General features: G+C 58.7%; 26 protein-coding genes. 4 read left to right on the forward strand and 22 right to left on the reverse strand.

The genetic code is table 11. The features are described 5' to 3' along the window. Positions 1-162 precede the first annotated feature (162 nt). From D1223_RS07340 to D1223_RS07390, 11 genes are all read right to left on the reverse strand, one after another. Positions 163-3438, reverse strand: a complete 3276-nt coding sequence (locus D1223_RS07340) for an error-prone DNA polymerase (RefSeq protein WP_119375755.1) — start codon at positions 3436-3438, stop codon at positions 163-165. Beyond that, complete coding sequence (locus tag D1223_RS07345; RefSeq protein ID WP_119375756.1) at positions 3435-4937, reverse strand: Y-family DNA polymerase; 1503 nt, start codon at positions 4935-4937, stop codon at positions 3435-3437. Before D1223_RS07345 ends, D1223_RS07340 begins: the two co-directional genes overlap by 4 nt. Further along, the gene (locus D1223_RS07350) at positions 4879-5565 is read right to left on the reverse strand and encodes an ImuA family protein (protein ID WP_147372714.1); all 687 of its coding nucleotides are present in this window, start codon (positions 5563-5565) and stop codon (positions 4879-4881) included. The genes D1223_RS07345 and D1223_RS07350 overlap by 59 nt, the downstream gene beginning before the upstream one ends. Positions 5566-5640: 75 nt before the next feature. Continuing rightward, complete coding sequence (locus tag D1223_RS07355; protein WP_119375758.1) at positions 5641-6480, reverse strand: ORF6N domain-containing protein; 840 nt, start codon at positions 6478-6480, stop codon at positions 5641-5643. Positions 6481-6536: 56 nt separating this feature from the next. Next, the gene (locus D1223_RS07360; protein ID WP_119375759.1) at positions 6537-8453 is read right to left on the reverse strand and encodes a DUF3363 domain-containing protein; all 1917 of its coding nucleotides are present in this window, start codon (positions 8451-8453) and stop codon (positions 6537-6539) included. 181 nt (positions 8454-8634) lie between these two features. After that, entirely contained in the window at positions 8635-9198 is a 564-nt protein-coding gene (locus tag D1223_RS07365; protein ID WP_119375760.1) for a S26 family signal peptidase, read from the reverse strand. Continuing rightward, the gene (locus tag D1223_RS07370) at positions 9183-9638 is read right to left on the reverse strand and encodes a DUF2840 domain-containing protein (RefSeq protein WP_119375761.1); all 456 of its coding nucleotides are present in this window, start codon (positions 9636-9638) and stop codon (positions 9183-9185) included. The genes D1223_RS07365 and D1223_RS07370 overlap by 16 nt, the downstream gene beginning before the upstream one ends. Then, on the reverse strand, positions 9625-10011 hold the full coding sequence (locus D1223_RS07375) for a helix-turn-helix domain-containing protein (protein ID WP_233346169.1): 387 nt from the start codon (positions 10009-10011) through the stop codon (positions 9625-9627). The genes D1223_RS07370 and D1223_RS07375 overlap by 14 nt, the downstream gene beginning before the upstream one ends. Before the next feature lie 6 nt (positions 10012-10017). Further along, a complete protein-coding gene (locus D1223_RS07380) occupies positions 10018-10869 on the reverse strand; it encodes a DNA -binding domain-containing protein (protein ID WP_119375762.1) in 852 nt (283 codons plus the stop codon). A gap of 133 nt (positions 10870-11002) precedes the next feature. Further along, a complete protein-coding gene (locus D1223_RS07385) occupies positions 11003-11326 on the reverse strand; it encodes a DUF736 domain-containing protein (protein ID WP_233353076.1) in 324 nt (107 codons plus the stop codon). A 394-nt stretch (positions 11327-11720) separates the two neighbouring features. Further along, a complete protein-coding gene (locus tag D1223_RS07390; protein WP_119375764.1) occupies positions 11721-11960 on the reverse strand; it encodes a helix-turn-helix domain-containing protein in 240 nt (79 codons plus the stop codon). Positions 11961-12040: 80 nt separating this feature from the next. On the opposite strand from D1223_RS07390, the gene D1223_RS07395 reads away from it, so the two are divergent. Next, positions 12041-12343, forward strand: a complete 303-nt coding sequence (locus D1223_RS07395; protein WP_147372716.1) for a hypothetical protein — start codon at positions 12041-12043, stop codon at positions 12341-12343. A gap of 3 nt (positions 12344-12346) precedes the next feature. Here the strand turns inward: D1223_RS07395 and D1223_RS07400 are convergent, their stop codons facing one another. From D1223_RS07400 to D1223_RS07430, 8 genes are all read right to left on the reverse strand, one after another. Beyond that, entirely contained in the window at positions 12347-14074 is a 1728-nt protein-coding gene (locus tag D1223_RS07400; RefSeq protein ID WP_119375766.1) for a ParB/RepB/Spo0J family partition protein, read from the reverse strand. Between the two features lie 38 nt (positions 14075-14112). Continuing rightward, positions 14113-14289, reverse strand: coding sequence for a hypothetical protein (locus tag D1223_RS18820; protein ID WP_158588431.1), 177 nt, complete (start codon positions 14287-14289; stop codon positions 14113-14115). Further along, entirely contained in the window at positions 14286-15275 is a 990-nt protein-coding gene (locus D1223_RS07405) for an ArdC family protein (RefSeq protein WP_119375767.1), read from the reverse strand. Before D1223_RS07405 ends, D1223_RS18820 begins: the two co-directional genes overlap by 4 nt. Before the next feature lie 528 nt (positions 15276-15803). Then, complete coding sequence (locus D1223_RS07410; protein WP_147372718.1) at positions 15804-16253, reverse strand: hypothetical protein; 450 nt, start codon at positions 16251-16253, stop codon at positions 15804-15806. Positions 16254-16347: 94 nt separating this feature from the next. Continuing rightward, positions 16348-17001, reverse strand: coding sequence for a hypothetical protein (locus D1223_RS07415; RefSeq protein ID WP_119375769.1), 654 nt, complete (start codon positions 16999-17001; stop codon positions 16348-16350). 25 nt (positions 17002-17026) lie between these two features. After that, positions 17027-17686 (reverse strand): hypothetical protein, encoded by a 660-nt coding sequence (locus D1223_RS07420; RefSeq protein ID WP_119375770.1) that lies wholly within the window; start codon positions 17684-17686, stop codon positions 17027-17029. A gap of 25 nt (positions 17687-17711) precedes the next feature. Next, complete coding sequence (locus D1223_RS07425) at positions 17712-18293, reverse strand: nucleotide exchange factor GrpE (RefSeq protein ID WP_119375771.1); 582 nt, start codon at positions 18291-18293, stop codon at positions 17712-17714. Positions 18294-18399: 106 nt separating this feature from the next. After that, a complete protein-coding gene (locus tag D1223_RS07430) occupies positions 18400-19482 on the reverse strand; it encodes a YfdX family protein (protein WP_158588432.1) in 1083 nt (360 codons plus the stop codon). A gap of 214 nt (positions 19483-19696) precedes the next feature. Here D1223_RS07430 and D1223_RS07435 point away from each other — a divergent pair, with 214 nt between their 5' ends. From D1223_RS07435 to D1223_RS07445, 3 genes are all read left to right on the forward strand, one after another. Next, positions 19697-20227, forward strand: a complete 531-nt coding sequence (locus tag D1223_RS07435; RefSeq protein WP_119375773.1) for an RNA polymerase sigma factor — start codon at positions 19697-19699, stop codon at positions 20225-20227. After that, a complete protein-coding gene (locus tag D1223_RS07440; protein WP_119375774.1) occupies positions 20220-20984 on the forward strand; it encodes an anti-sigma factor family protein in 765 nt (254 codons plus the stop codon). The genes D1223_RS07435 and D1223_RS07440 overlap by 8 nt, the downstream gene beginning before the upstream one ends. 160 nt (positions 20985-21144) lie before the next feature. Beyond that, the gene (locus D1223_RS07445; RefSeq protein ID WP_119375775.1) at positions 21145-21579 is read left to right on the forward strand and encodes a CBS domain-containing protein; all 435 of its coding nucleotides are present in this window, start codon (positions 21145-21147) and stop codon (positions 21577-21579) included. Positions 21580-21669: 90 nt separating this feature from the next. Here D1223_RS07445 and phaZ read toward each other — a convergent pair whose 3' ends face one another. The 3 genes from phaZ to nhaA are packed head-to-tail and all read right to left on the reverse strand — an operon-like array spanning position 21670 to position 26258. Continuing rightward, a complete protein-coding gene (gene phaZ / locus D1223_RS07450) occupies positions 21670-22902 on the reverse strand; it encodes a polyhydroxyalkanoate depolymerase (protein ID WP_119375776.1) in 1233 nt (410 codons plus the stop codon). A 12-nt stretch (positions 22903-22914) separates the two neighbouring features. Next, entirely contained in the window at positions 22915-24744 is a 1830-nt protein-coding gene (ftsH, locus tag D1223_RS07455) for an ATP-dependent zinc metalloprotease FtsH (RefSeq protein WP_119375777.1), read from the reverse strand. Further along, positions 24741-26258, reverse strand: a complete 1518-nt coding sequence (nhaA, locus tag D1223_RS07460) for a Na+/H+ antiporter NhaA (protein WP_112061560.1) — start codon at positions 26256-26258, stop codon at positions 24741-24743. Before nhaA ends, ftsH begins: the two co-directional genes overlap by 4 nt. Between the last annotated feature and the right edge of the window lie 11 nt (positions 26259-26269).

A 26269-nucleotide genomic window follows, 5' to 3' on the forward strand; every position in this document is an offset into this window, starting at 1 on the left:
ACCGCAGCCACCGCCACAAGGTCGCAAATTGTCGTCCTGCTTCGATGGCATAGCGCCGATTATAGCTCCGGCCGGCTGTTTTCAGGTTAACAACAGCTTGGCTGCGTTGGGTCCGCTATGTCGCCGCCAATAAAAGCGTGTCGTGTCTTCTCCCCACGTGGATCAGTGAAAGTCTCGGCTATAGAATAGTTTCTTCGCCTGCTCGCGCGGATGGCGAGCGCCGGCGCCATATCGGGCGTGCTGGGCTCTCTGGAGTTCCAGCGAGATCAGTTCAGAAACCCGGTGCGGGGAGGTATTGCCTGCGCCATGTCGATTGTCCGGAGCGGGCCGTTTGGCCTCATCGGCGTTGTCATGGGTGGGATCGATCACGCCAGCGCCGGCCGCCGGATCGCCCAGCGCGTCGAGCAGGATCGAGTAATCCTCTATCCGCGAGGCGATGATATGGGTCACGACGCCTTCGCGCTGTAGTCGGCCCTGAATGCGCAAGAGGCGGCCGGTCATCACCTCCTTGCGAAATTTCTTAAAGACCTTCGGCCAGACAATGACGTTGGCGGTCGCGCCATCGTCTTCAAGCGTGATGAAGATGACCCCGCTCGCCGTTCCGGGTCTCTGCCGCGTGATGACAAGGCCGGCGATGCTGACCCAGCCGCCATTCGGTTGGGCGCGCAGCGCGCGGGTCGGAAGAAATGACGGAAGGTCTGGCCGCAGAAGCGCGACCGGATGGGCCCGCAGCGTGAGGCGGGCTGAGACATAGTCTTCGAACACTTCCTCAGCTTCGCTCATCACGGGCAGCAGGGTCTCGATGGCCGGCAAGCCTTCGCCATGTTGCTCGAACAAAGGCAGCGGTTTGTCGCCGCCAAGTCCGGCCACCTCCCACAGGGCCTGGCGGCGTGAGAGACCGTAGTCGGCAAATGCGTCCGCGCCGGCCAGTTTGGAAAGGGCCGAGCGGGAGAGGCCAGCGCGCCGCCAGACGGCGTCGATGGCGCGATAGCCATTGCCGCGCGCCGAAGCGAGCCAGTGACCGTCCTCTTCCGAAAACCCCTTGATCTGACGAAAGCCCAGCCGGACGGCGAGCGATCCGTCTGCGTCATATTCGAGAACATTGTCCCAATAGCTGCGCTCCGCGCAGACAGGCAGAACCGAGACGCCATGCTGGCGGGCGTCGCGGACAATCTGCGCCGGAGCGTAGAACCCCATCGGCTGCGAGTTCAAAAGCGCGCAGCAGAAGACTTCCGGATGATGGCGTTTGATCCAGGACGAGGCGTAAACCAGCAAGGCAAAACTGGCGGCGTGGCTTTCCGGAAAGCCATAGCTCGAAAACCCTTCAAGCTGACGGAAGCAGTTCTCGGCGAAAGTCTTGTCATAGCCGCGCGCGAGACAGCCTTCGAGAAAGCGTTCCTTGAAATCTTCTACGGCGCCCTGACGCCGGAAGCCATTGAGTGCGCGGCGCAGCGCGTCGGCCTCGGTCGGTGTAAACCCGGCGGCGACGATGGCGATCTGCATGGCCTGTTCCTGAAAGAGCGGGACGCCATAGGTTCGCTCAAGAACCTCTTTCAGCTCTTCGGAAGGATAGACCACTTCTTCCTCGCCGTTTCGGCGTCGCAGATAGGGATGAACCATGTTGCCCTGAATGGGACCCGGACGGATGATTGCGACTTCAGCGATCAGGTCCTGAAAATTGCGCGGACGCATGCGCGGAAGGAAATTCATCTGCGCGCGCGACTCGATCTGGAAGACGCCGATCGTGTCGGCTTTGCAGATCATATCATAGACGGCGGGATCGGCCTGCGGAGTGGTGGCCAGCGTGTAGCGCTCCCCTTTCCAGAGCTTGATGAGATCATAGCTCTTGCGGATGCAGGTCAGCATGCCAAGCGAGAGCACGTCGATCTTCAGCATGCCGAGCGCGTCGATATCGTCTTTATCCCATTCAATGACGGTGCGATCGTCCATCGCGGCGTTCTCGATCGGCACCAGCTCGTCGAGGCGACCGCGGGTAATGACAAAGCCGCCGACATGCTGGGACAAATGCCGCGGAAAGCCGATGATCTCCTTTGTCAGCTCAAGGGCGAGCCGGAGCCGACAGTCGCGGATATCAAGTCCTGCGGATCGCGCGCGGTCATTGGTGACGCCTTCTTCCGACCAGCCCCAGACTTGCGACGACAGAGCCGCAACGGCGTCCTCGGAAAGCCCCATCGCCTTGCCCACCTCGCGAATGGCGCGGCGCGAGCGGAAATGCACGACGGTCGAACACAGCCCCGCGCGGTCACGGCCGTATTTCTCGTAAATATGCTGAATGACTTCTTCACGCCGCTCGTGCTCGAAATCGACATCGATGTCGGGCGGCTCATTGCGCGCTTCGGAGATGAAGCGCTCGAACACCATCGTAATCATGTCGGGCGAAGCTTCGGTGACGCCCAACGCATAGCAGACGACGGAATTGGCCGCACTGCCGCGTCCCTGACAGAGAATCCCCTTGGACCGTGCGAAGACGACGACATCATGCACGGTCAGAAAGTAGCGCGCATAGTCGAGGTCAGCGATGACCGTCAGCTCCCTTTCGACCATTGCCCGGACCTTGAGCGGCACGCCATCCGGATAGCGTCGCGCAAGCCCGTCTTCGGTGAGCTGGCGAAGGCGTTCATCCGGCGCCATGCCGCCCGTGATTTCGTCGGGATACTCGTATTTCAGTTCATCGAGCGAGAAGGCGCAGGCCGTCGCAATCTCCCAGGTGTTCGTAATCGCTGAAGGGTGGGCCTGAAACAGCCTGCGCATTTCGAATTCGGATTTAAGGCGGCGTTCTGCGTTTGGCTGCGCGATACGGCCGAGCCGGTCGATGGTGGTCTTCTCGCGGATACAGGACAGGACATCCGCGAGCCGGATGCGCCGGCCTTCGTGCATGATGACATCGCCAAGGGCGACGATCCGCACGCCGATTTCGTCAGCGAGCGCTGCGCGCATGACAAAGTGCGAAGCGTCCTCACCATCATAACGCGGCGCCAGCCCGATAAAGACATCGCGATCAAAGGCGGCTTTCAGCGATTTCACCATCTCTGAAAAACCGGGTCCGCATAGCGCGACCAGAATGCTGCCGTCGCCCCATTCGAGAAGGTCGGCCAGCTCCAGCCGGCAATCGCCTTTGACCGTGCGCCGCTTGCCGAGCGTCAGCAGGCGTGTAAGGCGGCCGAACGCTTCGCGTGTTTTCGGATAAGCGAGGATTTCACTGTTGTCGGTGAGGACCAGGCGCACGCCGACAATGAATTTCACGCCGAGCGCCTTGGCGACCGTGTGTCCGCGCACGATCCCGCCAAATGTGTTCCTGTCTGCGATGGCGATGGCGTCAAGCTCCAGCTTGGCGGCGCGCTCGACCAGTTCCTCGGCGTGCGAGGCGCCGGTGAGGAAGGTGAAGTTGCTCATCGTGCAGAGTTCCGCATAGCTCATGGGAACCTCCCGGCGACGAACCAGCTCTGTTCGTCCTGGCCCGGATAGGTCAGGAGCCAGAACCGCGCGCCATCCGCCGTATCGACGGTCCAATAGTCCCGCGTTCTCAAATCCTCCGTTCGCCACCATTCTGGCGTCAGCCTTTCGGGACCTTTCGCCGAGGAGAGGGCGTAGATGGCGCCGCGCCACTGAAAACGGCGTGGCGGCCGGCCGCCATCAAGAAGATGCAAAGGCTCAGGCGGCCGGAACAGCCGGAGCGGCCGTTTGCGCGGCGCGGGGGCCCAGGCGAGCGCGCTCCGCCGGTCGACAGCCTCGACGAGGTCGAATTCACGGTCTGGCTGGTGGCTGTCGCGCGCAGCAAATGCGCGCACATGATCGAAGCCGATCCGGTTGCCAAGGGTTGTCAGAAGCTGCGCAACGCCGGCGTTCTCCCTTACGCGGTCGTCAATTTCGGCCTGCCGGTGCCGCACGGGCTCGACATGACTTGCCGCAAGCCGGAAGCCATCGGCGCCGAATTCAATTCTGAGCTTCGAGAGCGGATGCGCGAATTGCTGCAAGACGGCCTTGGCGTCGAAACAAGGCCGGGCAAAACCGGCGCTCAGATGATGGTCGCCGGTATCGACGCAACGCACGGTGAGCGTGAAAGCCCGCGCGCCCTTGCGGTCCTGTTCCAACCGTCCGCATACGGACGATGCCAGTCTTTGCAGCACCGCCTCGATGTCGGAGAGGAGCCCGACAGGATCGGGCAAGGTCATGCGCGCGGCGTAGATGGGATCGGCGCTTGCGGGCGTTACGGGATCTGCGGTCTGGCCGAGTGCGGCGGCAAGGGCGCCGGTGAGGCTGAGGCCGAACCGGCGGGCGAGTTCGCTCGTTTTTACCTCATAGAGCTGGCCGATGGTTTTGAGACCGGCGCGGGCCAACGCACTGGCCGTCTCGTCTTGAACGCCGAGCGCGCCCACGGGAAGTGGGGCAAGCGCCGCGCCGGTCCGGCCCGGCTCCGCAATCGCGACGGGCGCGGAGGAGAACCGCGCCAGCGCACGGGCGGCGCCCTTCGAATCGGCGATCCCTGTTCGCGCCGCGACAGACACCGCTTCCAGCCGGTCGATGGCGTCGACCGCAAGCGCCTCTTCGCCGCCGAAAAGATGCGCGCAGCCGGCGATATCGAGGAGAAGTCCGTCAGGCGCGTCGAGGGCGACACGCGGGCTCAGCACGTCGGCCCAGCGCCAGAGCGCGCGCAACAGCGCATCTTCGCGCGCTGCATCGGCGGGCTCGGTCAGAAGGTCCGGACAGATCGCCCGCGCATCGGGCAGGGTCAGCCCCATGCGGACGCCGGCCCTGATCGCCTCGTCGGAGGGATGGGTGACGCGCCATGAATTGTTGACCTCGTCTATGATCGCAAAAGCGCCTGCGAGGCGGCCATCGCCCTTGCGCCTCCAGCGGTCAAGCGGCAGTCGCGGCAGCCAAATGGATAGCACCCGTTTGCCGGCCACCGTTCGCATCGCCTTCCCCTTCCCAACTCACCCGCCACGCGCCGCCGCCTCCGCGCTTGTCTTTCATACTTATCCACGCCCATTGGTTTTCACCGGCCTGCCGGCACTCCCATCGTGTTTCCGCGGCCGATGTCTGGGCGCGTCCGTTGATGAGCATGATCCCGACAGCGCCGCTTTCTTCCGCCGCGATCTGAAGCCGGCGGCTCTCGCGCAGATCAGGACCCTGTCCGATCTCGGCGATGATGGCGGCGGGGGTGCGAAGGGCCTGTTCGGCGGCCCACAGAATTTCGGCGCGTGAAACGCCAGCGATGAGCGTGATGCGGGCCGGATCGAGAAAATCCTGCAAGGCGGCGGGATTGAGCGTTTCGATTTCGCGCTGAAGGCCAATCCAGAAAATCGGCCCTGACATCCGCGAAGCAATGAGCACCGCGAACATGTCGGCGGCGTTTCCAAGGGCTTCGTGGACGCGGCCTCGTGCGAGGCTGAGCCCAGGCCCCAGGCCAAGCGCGTCGTGGCGTGCGGTCGATATCGTTCGAAAGGCCCCTTGCGGGAGCCTGGCGGGAGAAGATGGCGCTGTCATAGTGTTCTTATTTTGTTCTTTTGAAAAGTAAAGAGTCAAGGCGATTTTGACGCGCACGCCTTCTCGTGGAACCGCGAGGCGTTTGAAATCACAGTTTGTGATTTCAAACCGGCGACGAAAATTGAAGGTGAATCAGCGCTTTCGCGGCTTTGGCGCCGGAAGCGAGGCTTGTGAGTCCGCTGGGCCGAATGTGTGATCGAACACATCAACCCAGTCGTCCCGTTCGAGCTGCATCGCCATTTCCCGCAGGTCGCGAATGAACTCCAAGCGGGTTCGGTAATTGTCCAGCACGATCCTGTCGGTTTCGGCGTTGATCTTGCGGGTCTCCGCATAGACCTTTTCCGCTTCGGCGAGGATCTTCGAGACTTCCGCGGAAATCTTCTCATTCGACTTGGCGGGCGTATCAAGAACCGCCTTGATGCGTCCGAGCGCGCTTTGAGCAATCGACCCCATCTCCTCCCGAAGAGTCGACCCGTCCTCGGTCGGCAGTTTCGCGTCGAGCAGTTGCTCGATCTGGGAATAGAGCTTCTCCTGAAGCGACCGGCGGTGTTTCAATGCGTTGGGTCCGGCGATGACGCGCTCTGCGGGCAAAGCGCCGCGACGAAACTCGACGAATGTGTCGATAATGACCTTGGACAGACGGACGGCCACTTCCGTCTTCATGCCCATGGACATCATCGCAACGCCATGTTCGGTATAGGCCCAGGGGGCGCGCCGCGATCCGCCGCGTCCGTCGTTTGAAATCACATTTTGTGATTTCAAACCCTCCCACTCGGCATCGGAAAGCTGGAAGGCGTAGTCCGATGTGAACTTGTCCGCATTGCGCGAACGATACTGGTTCACGGCGCTGACTGTGGTTTCGTAAAAGTCAGCGAGGTCGTTGGCGAGAATGACCGGCGTTTCACGCACGATCAGGATCGCGTTCTGTACAGCCAATTCAGTACTGGCGCCTTTTTTCTTCTTATCCGACATTGATTCTCGACCCCCTGATTACCTGATAACATTCCTGACTAAAAACATCGAACTATTCACCCGATTCCCCTTCCGCGCGTCAGCGTCCAACTGATCCCGCCGTCCCGGACGAGGCCGCTCACCGACTTGCCGAGATTTCGGTCCATCACCTCCCGCCACGGGACGAGGGTAAAATCGCGCGTCCGCTCGATGACGGCGTATCTGCCGCTCGGTCGTTCGACCGCCTGCGTGTACACACCGTTCACGCGCCCAGCCGCCGGCGCTGGGGCATAGGGTTTGCCAAGCGTTTCGGCGAGGGCGTCGCCGGCGTCCTTCAGGTCATGCGCTTCGAGCCTGTCGAGCACGGACTGAGGAAGGCGACCATGCTCGCGATTGATAAGGCCCTGCTGCATCAGGAATTGCCGCCGTGCGACACGCGCGGTTTCGACCTCGCCTGCGAAACCATGAACGGCGCCAGCATCATCGAAATCCCGCAAATGCTCATCGAGCCAGGTCGCGCCCATCGCCGAGTTCATCTGCGCCAGCCGCAAAGAGGAATGCACCCTGATCTCGACGGGGCGTCTTAAGGCGGCGGCTTTCTCATAATCGCCTGCGCGGTCCAGATAGTCTTCGGGCACGCGCCAGCTTCCGTCCGATGCGCGTGTTGCATGGCCTGCGCGCCGGAGCGCTTCGAGCCGCCTGATATGGGCGGCGACAAATTCGGGCCGGGCGCTCTTATCGTGCGCCATGTGGAGCGCGCTGGAATAGCGCCCCGCATTGGCGGCGGCGATCTCGGCGATGACATGATCGGCCCGGCGCGGGTCCCGGTTCGGTGGCGCGACGGTAACGATGCGGCCTGTCTCAAGAGACGCAAGCCGATCCTCGCCGCCGACGACGATATGGACGGGCCGACCCCCAAGCCCATCGACGACGATGAAGGCGCGGTCGTTGACGTCGTCGGCGACGCCCTTGTCGAGAATGACGCCTGTCACAGGCCGCGCGCCCTCGGATGCGGGATCGAAAATCGCGCCAGCATCGAGCGTGCGCGCGACGCCTTTGTCCCGCATGGCCCGGTGCATGGCCTTGATGATGTCGCCGCGCTCGCCTATGCGTCGCAGATCCGTTTCGGCATGGTCCGCCAATCGCCAGCGTCCCTTTCCCAAGGATTCGGCAAGGGCCATCTCCTGCAATTTCGCAAGACGCATGCGTTCGATCTGCCGGCGCCATCCGTCGCCGGGACGGTGCGGTCCGGACAGATCGACGACACTTTCGCGGGCGCGCCGGATGAGGGCCCGGTCAATCTCTGTGAAACGCTGCTGTCCGACCATGCGGGCCATGCGCGCGCGGCCGTCGGTTTCCGGAACGGGTCCGAGTTCAAGCTCGACGAGCGCCTGCGCGCGTTCGCGCAAACCGCGAGAGATGTAATCGCGGGGGATGACGAGATCGCGCCCATCGTCGCGTTTGCCCGAGATGATGAGATGCGTATGGGGCTGGCCGGTGTCGTAGTGATCGACCGCCACCCAGCCGAGCCGGGTTCCAAGATCGCGCTCCATCTGCGCCGTCAGATCGCGTGTGAATTCGGTGAGGCTGGAAAGCTCGCCCGTATCCTCCGGAGACAGAATGATCCGGAACTGGTGGCGGTCCTCCGCCCCGCGCTCCAGGAATGCCTGTTTGTCGGCGTCCGGGCCATGCCGGTCATAGAGGCGCGAGGGCTCGCCATCCGGGCCGGTCCCATCCCGCTCGACATAGTTGAGGTGGAGCTTCTGCGCGAGACGGCCTTTTGGGTCCATGCGGATGACACGCACCTTGACCAGAACGCGCCGGTAAAACTGTGTGCGCGCGGCGCCGCGTTGCGAGCGGCCGCGTCCGCCGCCTCGGCCGAGTTTTCGGGCGCCCTTCGAGACCTTGCGGAAGAAGCCCTCGACCTTGCGCGCGCCTGACGGCGACCGCATGCGGCCGAGGCGCACCTCGAACCTGTCGCCGTCGCCCGTCATGACGCACACGTCCCATCAGCCGATTTCCGGGGATCACCCCCGAATACGTCAGTTATGACCGGAGTAACCGTGGAATCGGGGGTGCTCCCTACACGAATACTATCACTCCCAAAAATGATGTGCAGACAAGGGATAAGCGCCCAGGGGGCGCTCCCGTCTTTTATCTTGCCATCCGCGCCCCTCACTGACGTTCGTCCCGCGCCCGGCCGGTTTGCGCGCCGGACGCACCCGATCGATCCGGTTCCGGACCAACGAAATAGACCGTGCCGAGCACGTTTTTGACCGGGACCGGTCCGAAATACCGGCTGTCAAAAGAGGTCTGCACATCGGTGGAGACGAGAAAAATCTCATCGGAACGAAGGACAATACAGCCTGTCCAGACCGGCATCTCCCGCCCCGAACCGTCCTGCGCCAGAGCGTATATATCAGGTCGGTTCGGGGCGCGGATGACGCCTCCTTCGGAACAGATTTCCTCTCCCGCCACCGCCCAGACAGTCTTGATGAGGGGAATATGGGACGGCAGATAACCCCGTTCATGGGCGAGCAGGCGCGCCTCATCCGGCGCATATGCAGCGACCATCGCGCCGCGTTTCACGCTTCCGTCAGCGTCGATCCTGTACCATCCGACCGGCGCGCTTTCGCTCGGATTATAGAGCACAAGAGGGTTCGGCGGCGCCGCAACCTGCACCACTGCGGCGGCGCACACGACGGCTGCGGCGGTTCCTGCAATCAGGCGCGCGGCCATGATGGATCGATCCCGTCGCTCGATGTGGATTGGCGTGTTTGGAGCGCATTGTGCAGCGCGCGCCAGCGATGCGGCGCCAGGTCTTCAAGGCTTTCGCCCTCCCGCCGGATCGCATCGAGGGCGACGAAGGCGCGCTTCACTTTCGTTTTTCCGCGCGCTTCGAATAGCAGGACGGCGCCCGGCAGCACGCCCGGAATCTTCGTCAGCGAGCCCTGCGATGATGTGCGGCACACGAACAATCGCCAGTCCCGCGTGCCGTGTTCTCCCGCCTGCCAGCGCTCATAACCGAAGGTCGCGTCCGGCGCGAACGCTGCGAGTCTTCGCCGCCATCCCCGGCGCACAATGAAGCGCGCCGTCCCGAATACAAGCCGGTGATTGAGCCTGTTCTTGCGATACTGAAGGATGACGGCGGTGAGGCGGCCCTCTTCAGGATCGCGCATCGTCGCCGCTCATGTCGCCGTTGGATGCCTTGCGCACAGCCGGATCGGAATCGCGCATCCGCGACCAGCGATCCAGCGCATCTCTATGGTAAACGACTTTGCCGCCATGCTTGCGCCAGTTGGGTCCTTCCTTGCGCCAGCGCATGGCGTTGAGGGTCGATTCTTCGAGCCTCAGATAGGCAGCCGCCTCGGCGGCGGTGAGATATGGACTTTCGACAGTCGGATTTTTTGGGTGCTCCATGATGTCCCCCATTACGCAACAACCTAGTTGGAGCCGGTCGATTTTCGGCTCCTGAAGGAAATTATCGCGGATTTTGAGGCGTGCTGTAGCGGCGAATTCGCGACGTTGCGTTTTCGCCGGGACGATCTTCATCTTGCGTTAAAGAGTTTTTTTGCCGAGGAGGCTGAGATAGCCCTCATTCACCATAAATCGGGCGCGGGCGACAAGCCGTCTTGCCCAGTCTTCATAGTAGCGGGACGGTCCGCCCCAGCGTTCTGCGACTTTCTCCGCGCCGTAAATCGCATCGGCGACATCGCGATGGAACCCGCCGGCATTTACAATATCGATGGCGATAATCCCTTGTGCAAGTCGTGTCGAGTCGCGACTGCGCCCTATCAAAGAGAGTTTTCCGCCTGCTGAATGATAAAGCGACAGGAGCTGGCTCGCTGTATCTAATTTTCGCTGATAATGCTGCGTAGAATTGATCTTTACTTCAATGGCACAGCGTTCGCCCACCGAGGCCGGGTTTTCGCATAAAAGCTGCACCCAGAACCTTCTTCCGCCTAAAACAATATGGCGTGCGCCGTCTACAGTTTCGAGTATGACCCGGCGCGTTGGAATGCGGCGAAGTTCGATCTCGTCATGGCGTCTGCGTTCGCTATTTCTGGCGAGGTCCGCGAAGCGGACAAGCTGGACTGGCAAAGCACCCGCCAGCCTGTCGGGCCGCCAGAAAACATTCGCTTCGTCGCAGGATTTCTCCGGATCGGCGAAGCTTAAGAGACCCCATTGTTCAGCGTCGGACCATCGTCGTTTTTCGCGAATCAAAATGGCGCCTGTATTCAGCGGAATGGGTCGCGCCCGCCCGGTGAAGGATGCTCGATATGCGCGCCCATAGTCTTTGTTTCGCCTCAAATACTCCCACGCCCAAGCCGCATAAGGCAGACGCAGATCCCGCGCCGGGGGATCGCCGGCGCGTTCTGACTGTCTTGGACCTATCGCGCGATCATTCATCAGAACTCCTGGCTGGCCATGATCGTAACGGGCGGTTAGGATTCGTTAAAATTTCGATTGAAAATCACAAACCCGAGATTGAGCCCCGCTTAGATCGACGCGCGGGATGTCAACCCGCGCGTCGACTTGCCTGTCACGCCGCGTTCCAGAGGAGCGCGAATTCGCCGTCGCGACCACTCGAGGCGGGACCGAGATTGGCGTACACTCGGCGCGGCGAGATCATCGGATGCGCCAGCGTGAGCGACACATATTCACGTCCCGAGGTCTTTCCGGTGCGGGTCCAGCCGCCGCCGAGCTCCCCGAATTGGGGGCTGAAGATGCGGAAGTCGGGCTGTTTCGAGCCCGGCTTTTTCGCTGCGTTGCGGGCGATCCTGATGCGGGCGTTGACGCCCATGGCGAGTGTGCCTTCGTATTCGCCGTCTCCGGTTTGCGTCACATATCCAAGTGCTTGAGCCATGATTTTCGTCTCCATGTTGTCGCGCCCTGCTCGGGGCCAATCCCCTTGGCGCGCCCCCATGAAGGCCGGGGCGGCGGCGGTCCGAACCGGCTCCGAGGAGCCGGGCGGAACGCATGTGGAGCACCCGGAGCCGCGCGCTTTTTTGCTTCGCGATGAACCCGCGTAGCGGGGAGGAAAAAAGCGGGCGGCGCAGGGTTTCAGGGCCGGCGGCGTTTCGGCCCATGGGTCAGGGCTCGCTCAGGGGAAGTGGCCGAGATGAGGGTCTGGCGCTATGAGAGATGGTGATGGCGCAAGCGACTGGATGCAGGCTCGCCCGTTTCGGCGGCGCAAGACGCGCCCGCCAAGTTGCCGAGACCAGTCCGTGATGTTGGTTCCCAAAGAGGCGAGGCTGGGCTTAATTCGCCGATCCGTTCTGCCCGCCAGTCCAATCCGGGTCGACAAGGTCGCGCAGGGACACGCCCAGGACTTCGGCGATGTCTGCGAGCATGTCGATGGAAACCGATGTCTCGCTGCGCTCGATCATGCCGATATAGTTGCCGGACGATTCAGCGCGCGCGCCGACTTCGTCCTGGCTGAGGCCCAGTTCGGCGCGTCTTTTCCTGACATTCCGTGCGACGATATCCCTTGCGTTCATCCGCCCCAAGTGGACAAGGGGCGCGATTCTTCGCTACCAAATATATTTGGCTTTCGTCATTCGCGGCCCTCGGCGGGGATTTGAGAAAGGCGTTCTATGTGAAGCACCCGGTAGATATCGAGCGCCTGCGCATTTTTATGACGCAATCGGGATTCGTCGCGCTTGATTGCGAGAATTTGTCCGCCGAGGAAAATAGGCGCCTGTTCGGCGATGACGGCGTGTGCGAGCCGGTAGCCCTTCACGCATTGGTCAGCGAAATGCTCGCAATTCATTTCGCTGCACCCGGCGAAGCAGATATGGCGGCGTTGACCGGACTCGCCGACAGTCTTCGATCCTGCCTCGATGAGGTAGGCGCCGCACTGGCGAGCCAGCGCGGTGTTTGATCGTCACTCTATCGCTTTCTTCCCTTCTGCAATCGCCGAGCGCGCCTTTTCCGCGGCCGCGACAGGAGGAGAGCCATTGGTGGCGAGATAGGCTGTGGGAATGTCCGTCATCCAGCGCGGGCGCCAGTCTGGAAAAGGATCGCCTCCCTTGCCGTCAATGCGATTTCGGATGATCTGTTTCTGCGCCTTGGCGGTTTCCGTGAGGCAGGCTTTCGCCGCCGCTTCACCAGCGATGTCGGCGACCATCGCATTAATGACGCGCTTATCCCGCAAGAGATCGAAGAACGCTTCGTCCGGGGTCCAGAGCGCGCAAAGGTCAGGCTCGATCGTCTGCGCCAGCGCTTCCACAACCGGCGAACCGGCTTCCAAGCTCTCGGCCATTGCAAGAGCGAGGATGCGAAGCACATCGCTGTCGTCCATCTTCAGGAGCCGCGAGAAGACCATCGCCGCAGTCCAGCCGTCTCCGTTCTGCCGCAGCAATCCGCGTTCGGGATTCTCAAAACCCAGCATCGCGCAGACATGGCCGGCTTCTTCCCGCATGAGACGTTCGCCCTTACTGGCGGCGAGGCTGTCGGCTGTGGCATGCTTGCGGGTTCGCTGGGGGTCCGCCTCAATGCGCCAGAGCGACGAGCCGATCAGCAGATGGGCGACGGCGAGGCGGAGCGCGACGCCCGGATGACCGGGCAGGCGCGCGCGGATCGCCGCGTGGCGGTGGAGGGTTACATATTCTCCCAAGGGGCCGGACATTTCCGGTTTCTCGGAAGGCGCGCTGGCCTTCTCCCCTTTCACCGTCCCTTCAAGCCGCTTTGCTTCCTTCTGGCTGACATAGCCCTCATGGAAGGTCACGGTCCCGTCATGGCGCGTTTCCACATAGATGCGCCCGCCCTTGGCCTTGGGAAGTTTCACATACTCCCATGACGAAAAGAACGCGCCGCGCTCCAATATCTCGACCACCTGCCAGCCTGCCGCCTTGTAGGCTTCAATGCGCTCGGTGATGGCGGCGTTCTGGCAGGACCAGAACAGGTCGGGATCGGCGAAGATCGCGCTGTCGCCGAACAGGTCTGTGAGGATATGCCCGTCATAGGCTGCAAGATCGAACAGCGCCGCCTTGGTCAGGATGCGCGCGCCGCCGGTCAGCCACGCTTTCAGGCGCTCACGGCGCGGGGCGTGTTCATTCGGATCGGCGAAGAGTTTCAGCCAGCTTTCCTGCTGGTCCGGCGTGGCGAGGGTAAGCGCGCGCAACGTGCCCGCATCGATTTTATCGTCCTCGTAGAGCCGCTTGATGTCCGGCGACAGGTTCGCCAGCGCCAGCACGCGGCGCACTTTGAGTTCCGTGACGCCGAACGTGGCGGCGATGTCTTCGGCGGATTTTCCCGCCTGAACGAGCCGCGCGAAGGCGTCATATTGCTGAAATTCGCCGGGCGGAAGGCGGGCGATGTTTTCCAGAAGAGAATCCTCAATCGCCTCGGCATCGTCTCCCGGCCCAAGAACGCCGCACGGGGCTGTGAGAGATTTTCCTGTTTCCTTCGCAACTTGTTTGAGGGCGAACAGACGGCGGCGACCGGCGACGACGCCATAGTGATCACCTTCCTTACGAACCAGCAGCGTTTGACGGACGCCGCGTTCGCGGATCGACGGCAGGATGTCCGAAATATCGGGTTTCCTGCGCTCATGGCGCATATTCAGCTTGCTGACTTTCAATTGGTCGACGGGGATATGTTGGAGTTTCATCGGATAGAGTCCTTATCGGGTTGGGTTGGGAAATCGGTTCAGCGGACGGCCTTGTCCGCCAAGAGAAGCCGGTAGGCGCGCCGCGCGGCGGCTTCGGTGTCGAACAGGTGAAAACAGCCGGTGACGAGCAGCGCCCAAAGGCCGACATCTCCGGGCTCAAGCGATGATCGCTCCAGATCGTCCTGGGTGATCTGAAAGGGGGGCGGCACGCTCATGCTGCGGCCTCCTGCGCATCGGCGGTGGCAGGGTCATCGGCGTTGCAGGCGAGAATGAAATCGGCAGCTTTCGAGGCGAGCGAGGCCGCGCGAAAAATGGCGCGTTTGTCTTCGCGCAGGACTTCCAACCATGAGCCGATATAATCCGTGTGTCGCACGGTAGGCGTGATGGCGAGGCTTGCGCAGACAAAGGCGCTGGCCATTTCCGCAACCAGTTCCTCGCGGGCGTAGTCCTTTGAGCCGAACCCGCCTTTGAGGTCGCGCGCCAGACGGCTTTCATGTCCCGTCCAATGGCCGAGTTCGTGAAAGCAGGTGCGATAGTAATTGATCTGATCAAAGAAAGCCGGTTGCGGCGGAACCTGTATGAAATCCTTCGACGGGACATAAAACGCCTTGTCCCCGCCGATGCGGAAATCCGCGCCGGTTGCGGCGATCAGGTTTTCTGCACCCGGAATGACGTCCCGTTCCGGCAGCGGCGCCGTGCGCGCCGTCACGGTTTCCGGCAGACCGTCGCATTGGTCGGCATTGAAGACGGTGTAGCGTTTCAGAAACGGAACCTGCTTGGCGTCTTCTCCGCTTTCCTGCGCGCGCTGCTGCTCGTCTTTCGGCGTGAAGCGGTCGGCGTAAACGACCATGGCCCCACGCTCGCCCTTGCGCACGCATCCGCCAAGGGCCAGCGCCTGCTTGAAGGTCAGCCATGTCTGACAGCTTCGTCCGCCCTCGATGGCGGCGCCCCACAAAAGCAGAATGTTGATCCCGGAATAGCCGCGCCCTGTGGCGCCGTTCTTGGGCAGGCTGAGCGGCGTTGCGACATGCGCCGCGCCCCATGGCTGCGCCCATGGCGCGCGCCCAGCTTTCAATTCGGCGACAATCTTATCCGTCACTTCTTGATAGAGGTCCTTGCGGCCCGCCCGGTTTCTTCTCTCCCTCGCCGGGAGGGCTTGCTCGCTCTCCGGCTGCCACGTCGCTTCCTTGTTCGCGCTCATCTCTCGCCTCCTTCTCCGCCCGTCACACATTTCCCCGGAAGGCGGGGGTGGGCGGTGAGAGGCCGTCAGGCGTCGGGCATGAGGGCGCGGGCGCAAGGGTTTTGGTAGGAGAAGAAAAACGAACTGGACGAATTAAGATCCAAGGCCCTTGCGGCCGGGACCGCCCGGCGCCATACGCGCCGACCGCCCACCCCCGTCTTCAGGGGAAACACAGAAAAAGTCGGGGCGTGTCCACGCCCCGTCCGCTGGTTCAAACGATCAAGATGCGCTAGCGATCAAAGCCCGAAGGGTGGTGACGCCCGGATAGGGCGGCTCCATTCACGCGAGCGCGGTCCGGCGTAGCCGGAAGCGCCCGTTTGCATAAAACCAGACAGGCACCCGAACCGCCTGGGCCGTCAGGCTCGAATTTGGAGGCGAGGAGTTGATCCGAAGCAGCTCGTATTGACTGCTATAGAGCCGTCGCGAGAAACTATACGCCGATATAGGCTGTAAAGGGGAAATACGCAGCTTGTTTGCCTATAGCAGGCGTTAGCTTTTGGTCGCGATTCTGCACTCTTCCAGAAATCGCTCAAAGTCGACGATCTTGGCACCGATCATCTCTAATCGCATTGATGCGCTTTGCGGAGCCTTATCTAGATTATGGATAACAGCGAAAGTATCGTACCCGCTTTCAAGCGCCAGCGACGCCAGTCCGACTAAAAATGTAGAAATTTCATCGGATACAATAACGAGCTGCCGGAACGTGCACTCTTGGAAAAGCGACACAACCTCCGGGGCATTCCACGGTGCGCGGGTATTCTGCTGGACAATTTTGCTATTCAGAGTCGGCGCTAGATCAACCAATTGCTGTAATTCGCTTTGGGCGGCTTCAAATGAGCCTGACGAAGAGATCCTGACAACGCATGCATCTGTCAACTCCACCCAGGACTTGGGCGGTGGTAAGGTCTTATATTTTCTAGACGAAGCGGAATGGTTCATTTTCAACTTACACTGACGCAAACCCCCGAGCATGGCTTGACATAAGCTGTTAGATTTTCGCCGATCGAAAACCTGCCAAATATGTCGTGTTCGGCTAGTCGGCGGCCGTTGGCAGTGGAGCCTCGCAGATCGGCGTGCGCTTGGTGTTCGAGGTGTCCTGTTGATCATCGCAACACAATGCGTCGCGCTGTTCGCCTATGCGGTTTTGCAAGTCATTTGCGTCACCGTACTCGATGAAGCTGAGATAGCGCCCGTGAGGCTGCTTAACAGAGAGCGCGTGTTTAATCGGACACCAATATTGTTCCGTTCGTGCTGCGACTTCCGAGACATACGACATGACTCCATTCGCGTACCCGCAATAGGCGCAATTGAGTTTTTGAATTGCGTTAAGGTAAGGAAGGCGGTGCCTGTCGACGATCACATATTCCGAACGCCGCACTAACGGAATTCGCCATAGGCGGAAGCAAATCGCCTGATACATTGAAACAAATACATCCAACACCGCAATCGGAAAAAACACGGCATAAATGAAGGGCGCCGCAATTAAGTTGCGAACACGCGCATCAGCAAGAGTCGCAACAAGACTTTTCTTCAATTCTGCATGCCGCTTACGCGCCGCTCTCGTAAAAACGGCCTTTCCATTCACGAGGCTATACTCAAATTGACGACGTGATTTGATAAGGCGCGCCTCCAGGTCTCGTTCGACACTGCGAAGCCGCGATTTCAAGGATTCAATTGTTTGATTCATAGCATGCCCTCCATTACACAAACACTCAGCATACGTCTCCAAGCCGCTCATTCCCGAGCCAAGGGTCAGGATTGATTTGAGAGAGCGGGATATCGGCCACGGTTTTGGAAAGCTGAATTTCATGAACATGGACGTTATCGGCGCCGATCGCTTCAAGGACGTTAAGCGCTTTTTGCTCTTTCGAGTCATTGCGCACACGGACAAAGAGAAGAATTCCTCCGCTCAACAAATCGAATTTCAATTTTCGCATTTTCTCGGCGGTCAAATTATGTGCGAACGCCGCTCCAAGTCCTCCAGTGACGGCTCCGCCAGCGAGCGCTGCAAGCGCGGCAGCGGCCACTGCGCCGCCGGAAGCAACGACCGCTCCCGCCGTACTAAGCGCGCCGAGATAGAAAAGTACGCCAAAGGCGCCGGCGGCGCCTTCCGTGAGTTCTTCGCGCAGGATAAGGGCTTGCCTGGGAACGTCGGGATTGTCGGCAATCTCGCTGGGATCGTAGTAATACTTCCCAAGTTTGCGCAGAATTGTGTTTCGGTCCGCCATTAGATCGATATCAGCGCGGTCAATGCCTGCCGCCATCAACTGGTCGGTAGCGCTGATGAGTTGATCTTCAGAATGAACTACCGCGACGACTTCCCGCACAGGCATCGTTTCCAGGACATTGAGCTTCGCGTTCTTGTCTTGCATATCCGATCTCCATCTGAAATCGACTTTATACTTTTGTATGTTGGTCTTCTGATTCTCCTGGGCCACTGTTCTTCATCTTGGAGACGACAACAATAGCTGGACGAATGAGATAATCGCCCCGTCGGTAGCCGGGCTGCACAGTTTCCAGGACGGTATTCGTCGGCGCCGTGTCAACTTCTTGGACGCTCATTGCTTCGCATGTATTGGGATCGAAGGCTTCTCCGGTGGGATCAAGACGTTCAACACCGAGGGATTTCAATCCTTCGATGAACACCCGGCGCGTCGCTTCAACACCGTCGAACAAGGATGCGACGGAAACCGCATCCGTGTTAGGCCGATTTTTCAGCGCAAGTTCGATATTGTCGAGCGTCGGCAACAGCGCATTCACCGCTTCCGCAATTCCTGCGACATGGCCTTCCGTACGCGCTCTCGCAGCACGTTTTCGAGCGTTCTCGGCATCCGCTAAAGCGCGTAGGAACTTATCCTCTAAATCAGAGAGTTTCGCTTCGGCATCCGCCGGCTTTTTCGTTTTCGCGTCTTTGCTTTCGGCGGACTGAGGTCTGTCCGGCGCAGACATATCTGTCGTATGCTTTTCGTGTTCGGTCATGGCGCATCCTTTCGAACGGGCCGGGAGGTATCAATGAAGGTCGAATATGAGGCAAAGAGGCGGCGCGTTATGCGGGGGGCGCGCGCCGCCTCTTTTCGGGCGATCATTACTCGTCGTCACCCGGCATTAGACCGGTGATCTGACGACGCAAGGAGGCGAACAGATCGCCCGTATCCTTCTCATCCGCTATGCGGTCCTTTAGCTTGTCGAGATCCCGTTCAAGCTGGCGGTAGAGTGACTTGTCACCATAGCCAAAAGCCTTAGCGAGTTCGATTTGATAAGCGGCGTTTTCACGAAGGCGCTCCGCCTGCGTCATCCGATCTTCTTCGTTATCACCGCTAATGCTTTCAACCTTCGCTTCAGCTTCCGCCGTCGTTTCCTCGTCAAGCACATCCTCAGCTAATTCGAGCATTGCGTGGGCACGCAGTAACGGCAGGGGGACTACTGTTTCCGTAATCACCATAGTGGAGAGCGCCGTGTCGAGCGCAACCTTGGCCGCTTCAATTTCGCCATCGTCGATCAAGGCGGCGACATCCTTGATGGCGTCAGGATAGGTCGCAAGCGGAATGCTCGTCTCGGTTATCACGATCTCGCTGCCAAAAGTCTCAATGAGTGGCTTAGCTTTCTGAATTTCGCCGTCATCGATTAGATCTTCGATATTTTTCCGCAGGCGTTTCACGCCATCGACTGTGGCGATCAGGTCCTCGCGAATAGCTGTCACGCTAACAGGCGCTAGCGCAAGATCAGGCTCGCGGGCGACGATTATGTCGAGCTTTCCGGTCGCGGCTGCAAGCGCCTCAAGAGCGGCTTCAGCGTCGTCGTCATCCAGTGCAGTGACCGCTTTACGAGACTCTTCAATCGCCGTGACCGCATCTTTTAGTAGAGCGGCGCGCTTTTCGGCAATCTGTCTACTCGCCTCATCCGCGACAGACGGCTCGACAGATTTCGTGGTTTCCGCTTGATCGCTGGGAGCTTCCGGAGTTTTAGCTGTCTCGACAGCCTTGGTGTCGTTTGGTGTTTGATCGACTTGTGCAAGTTCTATTTTTCCGGGCGCATCTGATGCGGCCGTAGAATCAGCTTCGCTTTCGGCGCATGCTGTCGCGCTGAAGGCCATCATGGCGATAAGCGCGCCAGATGACACGCGCCCGAATAAGCCCTGTTTTGAGCTATGGTTCCGCTTACTGATCACATTCGCCTCCATAGGTTATGAGCCCCACCAGGCCGCAGAACGTCGTGGCGCCGCCGCGCTAAATTCACGCAGGCCGCGTACAAACACGTTGTCGTAACGCCCGAGCGGTGCTACGAATTTGTCAATACTTTCAAAAGACCACTTCCGTTCAGCGGCCTTCACAATTGGAGACGAACGACTAACTAAAAAGTTCAATTAGGCGCGCTGAAAACCCATGACGTCCAGAGCCATACTCGCCGAACTGCCTCGAATGCGCGAATACGCGCGCTACCTGACGAGGGACAGCTCGAATGCAGACGACCTCGTGCAGGATAGCGTTGCACGCGCCATTACAGCGCTCAATGATCAAGACGAGCCAGACAGCATGCGCGCATGGCTTTTTTCAATCATGCGCAATCGCCATATCGATATAATGAGAAGGAAAGCGGCCGCCCCAGATGGGCTGTCGGCGGACGCACTCGATTTTGAACATGCGATGCCGGACATGCGTCTTGAAGCGTCGGATTTTCTGCGCGATCTCAACAAAGCGTTCGGAAGCCTCCCAGCGGAGCTGAAGGAAACGATGTGGCTTGTAGGAGTCCAGGGTTATTCCTACGCCGAAAGCGCGACGGTAATGGATATCCCGGTCGGTACTGTGCGCTCCCGCGTCTTTCGCGCGAGGGAGCTTTTACGTGATCAAATGAGCGATTATTTTCCGAGAGTCCAAGAACAACAGGACCCAGGTAAAGGAGATGGCGATGACTGATATTCGTCCTCCGACGCCGGAGGAACTTTCCGCTTATGCCGATGGCGAACTCGACCCGCAACGTCAGGCCGAAGTCGCCCTCTATTTGTCAAGCAACGAAGTTCACGATGCCCAACTCTCCGCCGATGCCGCCATACTCGGAGGGTTGCGGACCATGCGTAGCAAGATTAGCCCCGACAGCACGCCACAACGCTTGCTTGATGCGGCGTTTCCAAAAGAAGCGCTGTCTTTCATTCGGAAACGTGCAGGAATTCTCGTCGGAACGGTTGCTGCGCTTGGGGTGCTTGCCGCCATGCTGGTTTTTGTCTCAAGGCCTGACATGAACAAGCATGATGAAGAGATGGCCGATCGAGCGGTGGCCGAAAATGCAGAATATTTCCTAGGTCCCGACGAACCGTCCATTGAATTTGGGGTCACAAATCTCGAATCTATCAAAAATACTTTACCGACTCTGGGAAACCCGGCGTTAAATGCCCGGCGGATGGATGGAACAGGGTTCATCTATCTGGGGGGACGCACGAGTTCGATTGATGGCGCCGGCGCCGTCGTGCTTTTTTACCGAGACAAAAACGGAGAGCGCTACGGCCTTACAATTTGGCCAGATCCGCGGGTTAACGCGCCGACGCCGGTTATCCTGAGGGCTAGCGAAACCCATTATTGGTCATCGAACGGACATCGGTTCGCGATTACGGGCGACAATTCCCGTGACCAGCTTAAACTCTTCGAGGCAGCTTATAGAGCTCAATCAAGTGAATAATTTTGGAGCGTCAGCCATCTTGAAAATGAAAACAACGCTCACAGATGATATTCCCGGTATAGAATCGCGAGACGCCTTTTTGATTCGCTATTGAGACGACGCTGTTCTGGCCCCAGGCGAGTCGAATGGCGCTGCTCGTTCGCAGGATGGGTAGTTAAAAATGAGAGTAGAGAATCTAATCAAACGGAAGGGGGGCTTTGTCCCAGTCATCGGCGCTGACAAATCGTTAACCGAGGCTATTGGCCAGCTTAAAATCGACGATACAGGCGCGCTCGTCGTTACCGATGATGGCGACACGATTTTGGGGATTATCTCTGAGGAAAACATCGTACGCGGCATTGAACGATTTGGCCGGGACGTAGTCGATCGACCCGTGACGGACTTCATGTCGACAAAAGTTGTTACTTGCGACATCGGCGACTCCATGGACGAGGCAATGGCGCTTATGGACCATCATCAGATTCGACATGTGCCGGTGGTTTGTGACGGGAAGCTTTGTGGAATCGTTGCGATCCACGATGTGTTGCGACATCGAATGAGCGAACTCAAGCTAGAGGCTGACGCGCTCAAGGAATATGTTGCGGGCCGCGGTTAGACGCGGCCCCGCGTTTTTCATCGTGGTTTTGGCCACGCCGCATAAACATATCATATATTGAAAGATGAATAACGCGTTCCCTCGCCGAATTCATATTCCAATAAAGGTGCAGATCTCAGGTGTTATCTTGCGCTCGAATGTTTTTCCACTGAATACGCCATAGTGGCCGACGCCGTTCTGTAGCAGATACCGCTTCCTTGACGAAGGCACGCTCTTGCAAAGGTCGAGGGCTGCCTTGGTTTGTCCAACACCGGCAATATCATCCTCAGCACCCTCAATCGCCATGATACCGACATCTTTTATCGCTCCGCAATCGACCTTTCCGTCTCTCCAGGTCATAGTTCCTTCAGGCAGCGCAAATTCCTTGAATACGCGCTTTATCGTTTGCATATAGAATTCTGCGGTAAGATCCATCACAGTAAAATATTCCGTATAGAACTCCGCGGTTTTTTCGACGTCTCCATCCGCGCCCAGCGTGATATTTCGGATCAAGGTTTGCGCTGATCGCAAGTGTCGCGGAAAGTTCATCGACAAAAACCCATGGAGCTGCAAAAATCCAGGATAGACGGTTCGCATAGCCCCCGGATATTTTTGGGGCACAATCGTCAATAGATTATCCACAAACCAATCTTCACGTTGCGTAACAGCAAGTGAATTCACTTGGGTAGGTGAGCGACGGGGATCGATAGGCCCCCCTATCAATATAAGGTTCTCAGGAAGCGGATTTGTTTGGCGAGCGGACATAAGCGCAATTGCACACAGAACAGGGACTGTTGGCTGACACACCGCCATTACATTTACGCGCTCATCAAAAGCTTGCATGAAATCGATGGCATAAGAAATATAGTCCTCGAAATCAAAGCCTCCCTCTGATAGCGGGACATCTCTCGCGTTCTTCCAATCCGTAATATACACATCAAAATGCGGAAGAAGAGCGTCAACGGTTCTGCGAAGCAATGTTGAAAAATGACCTGCCATCGGCGCAAAGATCATCATTTTCTTTTGAGGCGGCGCATTCAATTTTTGAAAATGCAAAAGATCGCAGAACGTTCTGCGTGCAGTTATCACCTCTGATACGGGAACATCTATTCCGGCGACCGTTGTAGTTCTAATGCCGAATTCAGATCGTTCTCCACGCAGAATGATGTTTTTTGCTGCATTGATGCTTTCAATGAACCCGCGGCCAAACTCAGTCGATGTTAGAGGTGCGTAATCTTTGTACGCATCTAGTCCAAGTATAGCCAGCTCATGTACTGGCGCCATTGCGCTGCGATATCGCTCGACAAGATCGTATAAGTCGCGCTGGCGATAACCCAAAAACATGTCACCCTCGTTTTATGCGGCCACAGGCGTTCCGGTGGAAACGCATTTCAGGTCTTTCGTGAGTTCTCGCAATTGCTCTTCAGTCAGGGTTTCTTTTTCCAGAAGATTGGCTGCGGTCTTTCTGAGAATGGATTCATTCTGTTCAAGCAGACTATAAGTCCGATCAAATGCGCGACTGATGATGGCGGCAACGGCTGCGTCGATCTTCTGAGCCGTTGCTTCACTAACCTCGCGATGGCGCGGGCCTTGCTGGCCAAGAAAGTTGGGTCGATCCGTTTCGTAAGTGACGTGACCCAATTCATCGTCCATAGCATAACGTTCGACCATGGAGCGCGCGATATCCGTTGCCTTCACCAAGTCATCTGAGGCGCCAGTCGAGAGGTGGGAGAACACCAGTTTCTCGGCAGCGCGTCCTCCAAGGAGAACGCAGATTTTGTTTTCCAGTTCTTCCTTCGTCATCAGGAAGCGATCTTCGGTGGGACGTTGAATAGTGTAGCCAAGCGCCCCGACCCCGCGAGGAATGATCGAAACCTTGTGCACGGGATCCGACCCCGGCAGCGCCAAGGCCGTTAAAGCATGGCCAATTTCATGATGAGCGACAATTTCACGTTCTTTTTGATTCAGCACGCGATTCCTTTTCTCTAACCCCGCCACAATCCGTTCGACGGCGTTGGAGAAGTCATCAAGCGTAACACGCTCGCCGCCTCGGCGCGTTGCAAGGAGAGCCGCCTCGTTGACGAGGTTAGCGAGGTCCGCACCGGAAAACCCGGTCGTCATCGCAGCAATTTTTTCTAGGTCAACATCCTCCGCAACCGTGATCTTTTCTAAATGCACACGAAGAATCTGTATACGGCCTATCTTATCGGGCCGGTCAACGAGAACCTGGCGGTCGAAGCGTCCCGCGCGAAGGAGCGCGGGATCCAGCACTTCCGGTCGATTCGTAGCGGCAAGGAGAACGATCCCTGATTTGGAATCGAATCCGTCAAGTTCAGTCAAGAGCTGATTTAACGTTTGCTCGCGCTCATCATGACCGGCGATTTGCGCGGCGCTTCTTGCCCGACCAAGAGCATCGAGTTCGTCGATAAAAATGATTGCAGGTGAAGAACGACGCGCCTGGTCGAAAAGGTCACGAACCCGCGCTGCGCCTACGCCGACGAACATTTCGACGAATTCCGAACCGCTGATCGAAAAAAATGAGACACCGGCTTCTCCCGCCACGGCCCGCGCCAAGAGCGTCTTTCCGGTGCCGGGCGGACCGACAAGAAGGACGCCTTTGGGCGGGCGGGCGCCGAGCCGCCCGTAAGCATCCGGATTGCGCAAATAGGCGACAATCTCTTCGAGTTCGGTTTTAGCTTCATCGACGCCGGCCACATCCTTAAACCGTACGCCAGTTTCCTCTTCAACATAGATCTTGGCCCGGCTTTTTCCAATCGACATGAAGCCGCCCATTCCCTGCTTCTCAGCGAATCGTCTGAAGAGCAGCATCCAAATGGCGAAAAAAATGAAAATCGGGATGACCCACGAAAGTATGTCGCGAAGAAAGGTGTTTTCGATTCTTCCGACAATCTCGACACCGGTTTCTTCAAGTCGCTCTGCAATAGCGGGATCTACGAGGGCCGTGACGTATCTGGACTTTCCGTCAACCGGTCCACTGAACTCGCCGGTGATGAATTGGTTACCGATTATTGCAGTAGCGATCTGTCCTTCTTGCGCATAAGTCTCAAATTCGCTGTAAGAAATTGACGCTGTCTGATGCGCCGACGAAAAGGCGTCCTGAATGAAGAGGACGGCAAGGACAGCGAGCACCACATACCAGAGATTAGCCTGAGTTTCACGGCTCATGCGACAGCTCCCTCTCTATTCAACTCGACAGTATCTGTCCGCCTGCGGCCGCCGTGAGCCAGCAGGGCGATTCCCGCTGCACCCGCGGTTAATGAGCCCAAAAGTATGCCGAGTTTAGCAGCGGAGGCTTCGCCAGGGCTGCCGGCATGATTGCTATAGTCTTGACCGGGGGCTTCAATTGCGGCGTCAAAATGGCCAGCGCCGTGACCGCCGCCATGTCCCGACCCGAAGCCGACTGACGCGATAAAAATTGACATCGTAAAGCCAATCCCGCCAAGGAAACTCAGTCCCATGATGTGACGAGGCGACAAATTTTTCGGCAATTCGAACCAGCCGGTTTTAGAAGCGATCATGGTTGCCCCAAAAATGCCGATTGGCTTGCCTAGTACCAGGCCGGCGAAAACGCCAAGGGTGACAGGATGGGAGATCAGTGTACCGATAAGTGCCGGCGAGGACGGAAGAACAACGCCCGCATTCGCTAAAGCAAACACAGGCAGAATAACGAAAGCAACCCAAGGGTGGAGCGCCGACTCAAGCCGCTGCAACGGCGTTTGCACTAGCCGCGCGGAACGTTCAACTGATGCAAAGTGGGACTCCTGAGCCTGGGATGCCTTCTCCTGATATTGAGCGATGGGGTCGACAATGGAGCGTTCGAAAGCGTCCAGAGTGCTGCGCGAGCTCTCAAGGAACGCGCGCGGCTCGATCCGTCGATAGCTGGGTATCGCAAATGCGGAGAGAAAGCCGGCGATAGTCGGGTGTACGCCAGACTTCAGAAATGCAAACCAAACGGTCAGCGAAAGCAGCGCATAAAAAGTTGTCGCGCGAAAACCGAGCCGGTTGCCCGCCAGCATAACAGCGAGTGCGGCGGCGGCCCAGCCAAGCGCGATCCAATTGACAACGCCGGAATAAAAAATCGCGATGATGAGTGTTGCGCCAATGTCGTCGGCTATGGCGAATGTGGTAAGAAAGACCTTGGCGGAGATCGGCACGCGCGTTCCAAGAATAGATAGTGCGCCAAGAGAAAACGCGATATCCGTCGCCGCCGGGACACCCCATCCGCGAATAGCGTCTTCGCCGCCGCCGGCCCATAGGACGACACCCGTGTAAACAAGAGCGGGAACGACGATGCCGCCAGCGGCAGCAATCAACGGCAATATTGCATTGCGCGGGTTGCTTAGTTCGCCGGCCAGTACCTCACGTTTGATTTCAAGTCCGATGACGAAAAAGAAAATCGCCATCAACGCGTCATTGACCCATAGGAGCAATGGTTTTGAAAATTCAAAATCGCCGACCTGAATAGCGACCGGTGTTTGCCAGATAGAAAAATACGCGCCCGCCCATGGTGAATTAGACCAAGCTAGCGCGACTATCGTCGCCAAAAGCAAGACAGCGCCGCCGGCGAAGGCAGTTTGTTGAAATTGCACGGCCGGAAGAATGAGGCGTTGAACAATCGGCGCCAGCGGTTTAGCTGCGCCGAACTCGCTCTTCGCATTTGCAACCGTTTCGCCCGTCATGCGTCGCCCCC

This window comes from Henriciella mobilis (assembly GCF_003576285.1).
Taxonomy (GTDB): domain Bacteria; phylum Pseudomonadota; class Alphaproteobacteria; order Caulobacterales; family Hyphomonadaceae; genus Henriciella; species Henriciella mobilis.

Excerpts from the sequence above, each read along its gene's own strand:
- D1223_RS07405 (WP_119375767.1), bottom strand. The coding sequence starts at position 15,275 with ATGAGCGCGAACAAGGAAGCGACGTGGCAGCCGGAGAGCGAGCAAGCC.
- D1223_RS07345 (WP_119375756.1), bottom strand. The coding sequence starts at position 4,937 with ATGCGAACGGTGGCCGGCAAACGGGTGCTATCCATTTGGCTGCCGCGA.
- D1223_RS07435 (WP_119375773.1), top strand. The coding sequence starts at position 19,697 with ATGACGTCCAGAGCCATACTCGCCGAACTGCCTCGAATGCGCGAATAC.
- D1223_RS07340 (WP_119375755.1), bottom strand. The coding sequence starts at position 3,438 with ATGAGCTATGCGGAACTCTGCACGATGAGCAACTTCACCTTCCTCACC.
- D1223_RS07380 (WP_119375762.1), bottom strand. The coding sequence starts at position 10,869 with ATGAATGATCGCGCGATAGGTCCAAGACAGTCAGAACGCGCCGGCGAT.
- ftsH (WP_119375777.1), bottom strand. The coding sequence starts at position 24,744 with ATGAGCCGTGAAACTCAGGCTAATCTCTGGTATGTGGTGCTCGCTGTC.
- D1223_RS07420 (WP_119375770.1), bottom strand. The coding sequence starts at position 17,686 with ATGCAAGACAAGAACGCGAAGCTCAATGTCCTGGAAACGATGCCTGTG.
- D1223_RS07410 (WP_147372718.1), bottom strand. The coding sequence starts at position 16,253 with ATGAACCATTCCGCTTCGTCTAGAAAATATAAGACCTTACCACCGCCC.
- D1223_RS07400 (WP_119375766.1), bottom strand. The coding sequence starts at position 14,074 with ATGAAACTCCAACATATCCCCGTCGACCAATTGAAAGTCAGCAAGCTG.
- D1223_RS07390 (WP_119375764.1), bottom strand. The coding sequence starts at position 11,960 with ATGAACGCAAGGGATATCGTCGCACGGAATGTCAGGAAAAGACGCGCC.
- D1223_RS07385 (WP_233353076.1), bottom strand. The coding sequence starts at position 11,326 with ATGGCTCAAGCACTTGGATATGTGACGCAAACCGGAGACGGCGAATAC.
- D1223_RS07415 (WP_119375769.1), bottom strand. The coding sequence starts at position 17,001 with ATGAATCAAACAATTGAATCCTTGAAATCGCGGCTTCGCAGTGTCGAA.
- D1223_RS07425 (WP_119375771.1), bottom strand. The coding sequence starts at position 18,293 with ATGACCGAACACGAAAAGCATACGACAGATATGTCTGCGCCGGACAGA.
- D1223_RS07355 (WP_119375758.1), bottom strand. The coding sequence starts at position 6,480 with ATGTCGGATAAGAAGAAAAAAGGCGCCAGTACTGAATTGGCTGTACAG.
- D1223_RS07370 (WP_119375761.1), bottom strand. The coding sequence starts at position 9,638 with ATGCGCGATCCTGAAGAGGGCCGCCTCACCGCCGTCATCCTTCAGTAT.
- D1223_RS18820 (WP_158588431.1), bottom strand. The coding sequence starts at position 14,289 with ATGAGCGTGCCGCCCCCCTTTCAGATCACCCAGGACGATCTGGAGCGA.
- D1223_RS07365 (WP_119375760.1), bottom strand. The coding sequence starts at position 9,198 with ATGGCCGCGCGCCTGATTGCAGGAACCGCCGCAGCCGTCGTGTGCGCC.
- D1223_RS07360 (WP_119375759.1), bottom strand. The coding sequence starts at position 8,453 with ATGACGGGCGACGGCGACAGGTTCGAGGTGCGCCTCGGCCGCATGCGG.
- D1223_RS07440 (WP_119375774.1), top strand. The coding sequence starts at position 20,220 with ATGACTGATATTCGTCCTCCGACGCCGGAGGAACTTTCCGCTTATGCC.
- phaZ (WP_119375776.1), bottom strand. The coding sequence starts at position 22,902 with ATGTTTTTGGGTTATCGCCAGCGCGACTTATACGATCTTGTCGAGCGA.
- D1223_RS07375 (WP_233346169.1), bottom strand. The coding sequence starts at position 10,011 with ATGAAGATCGTCCCGGCGAAAACGCAACGTCGCGAATTCGCCGCTACA.
- D1223_RS07445 (WP_119375775.1), top strand. The coding sequence starts at position 21,145 with ATGAGAGTAGAGAATCTAATCAAACGGAAGGGGGGCTTTGTCCCAGTC.
- nhaA (WP_112061560.1), bottom strand. The coding sequence starts at position 26,258 with ATGACGGGCGAAACGGTTGCAAATGCGAAGAGCGAGTTCGGCGCAGCT.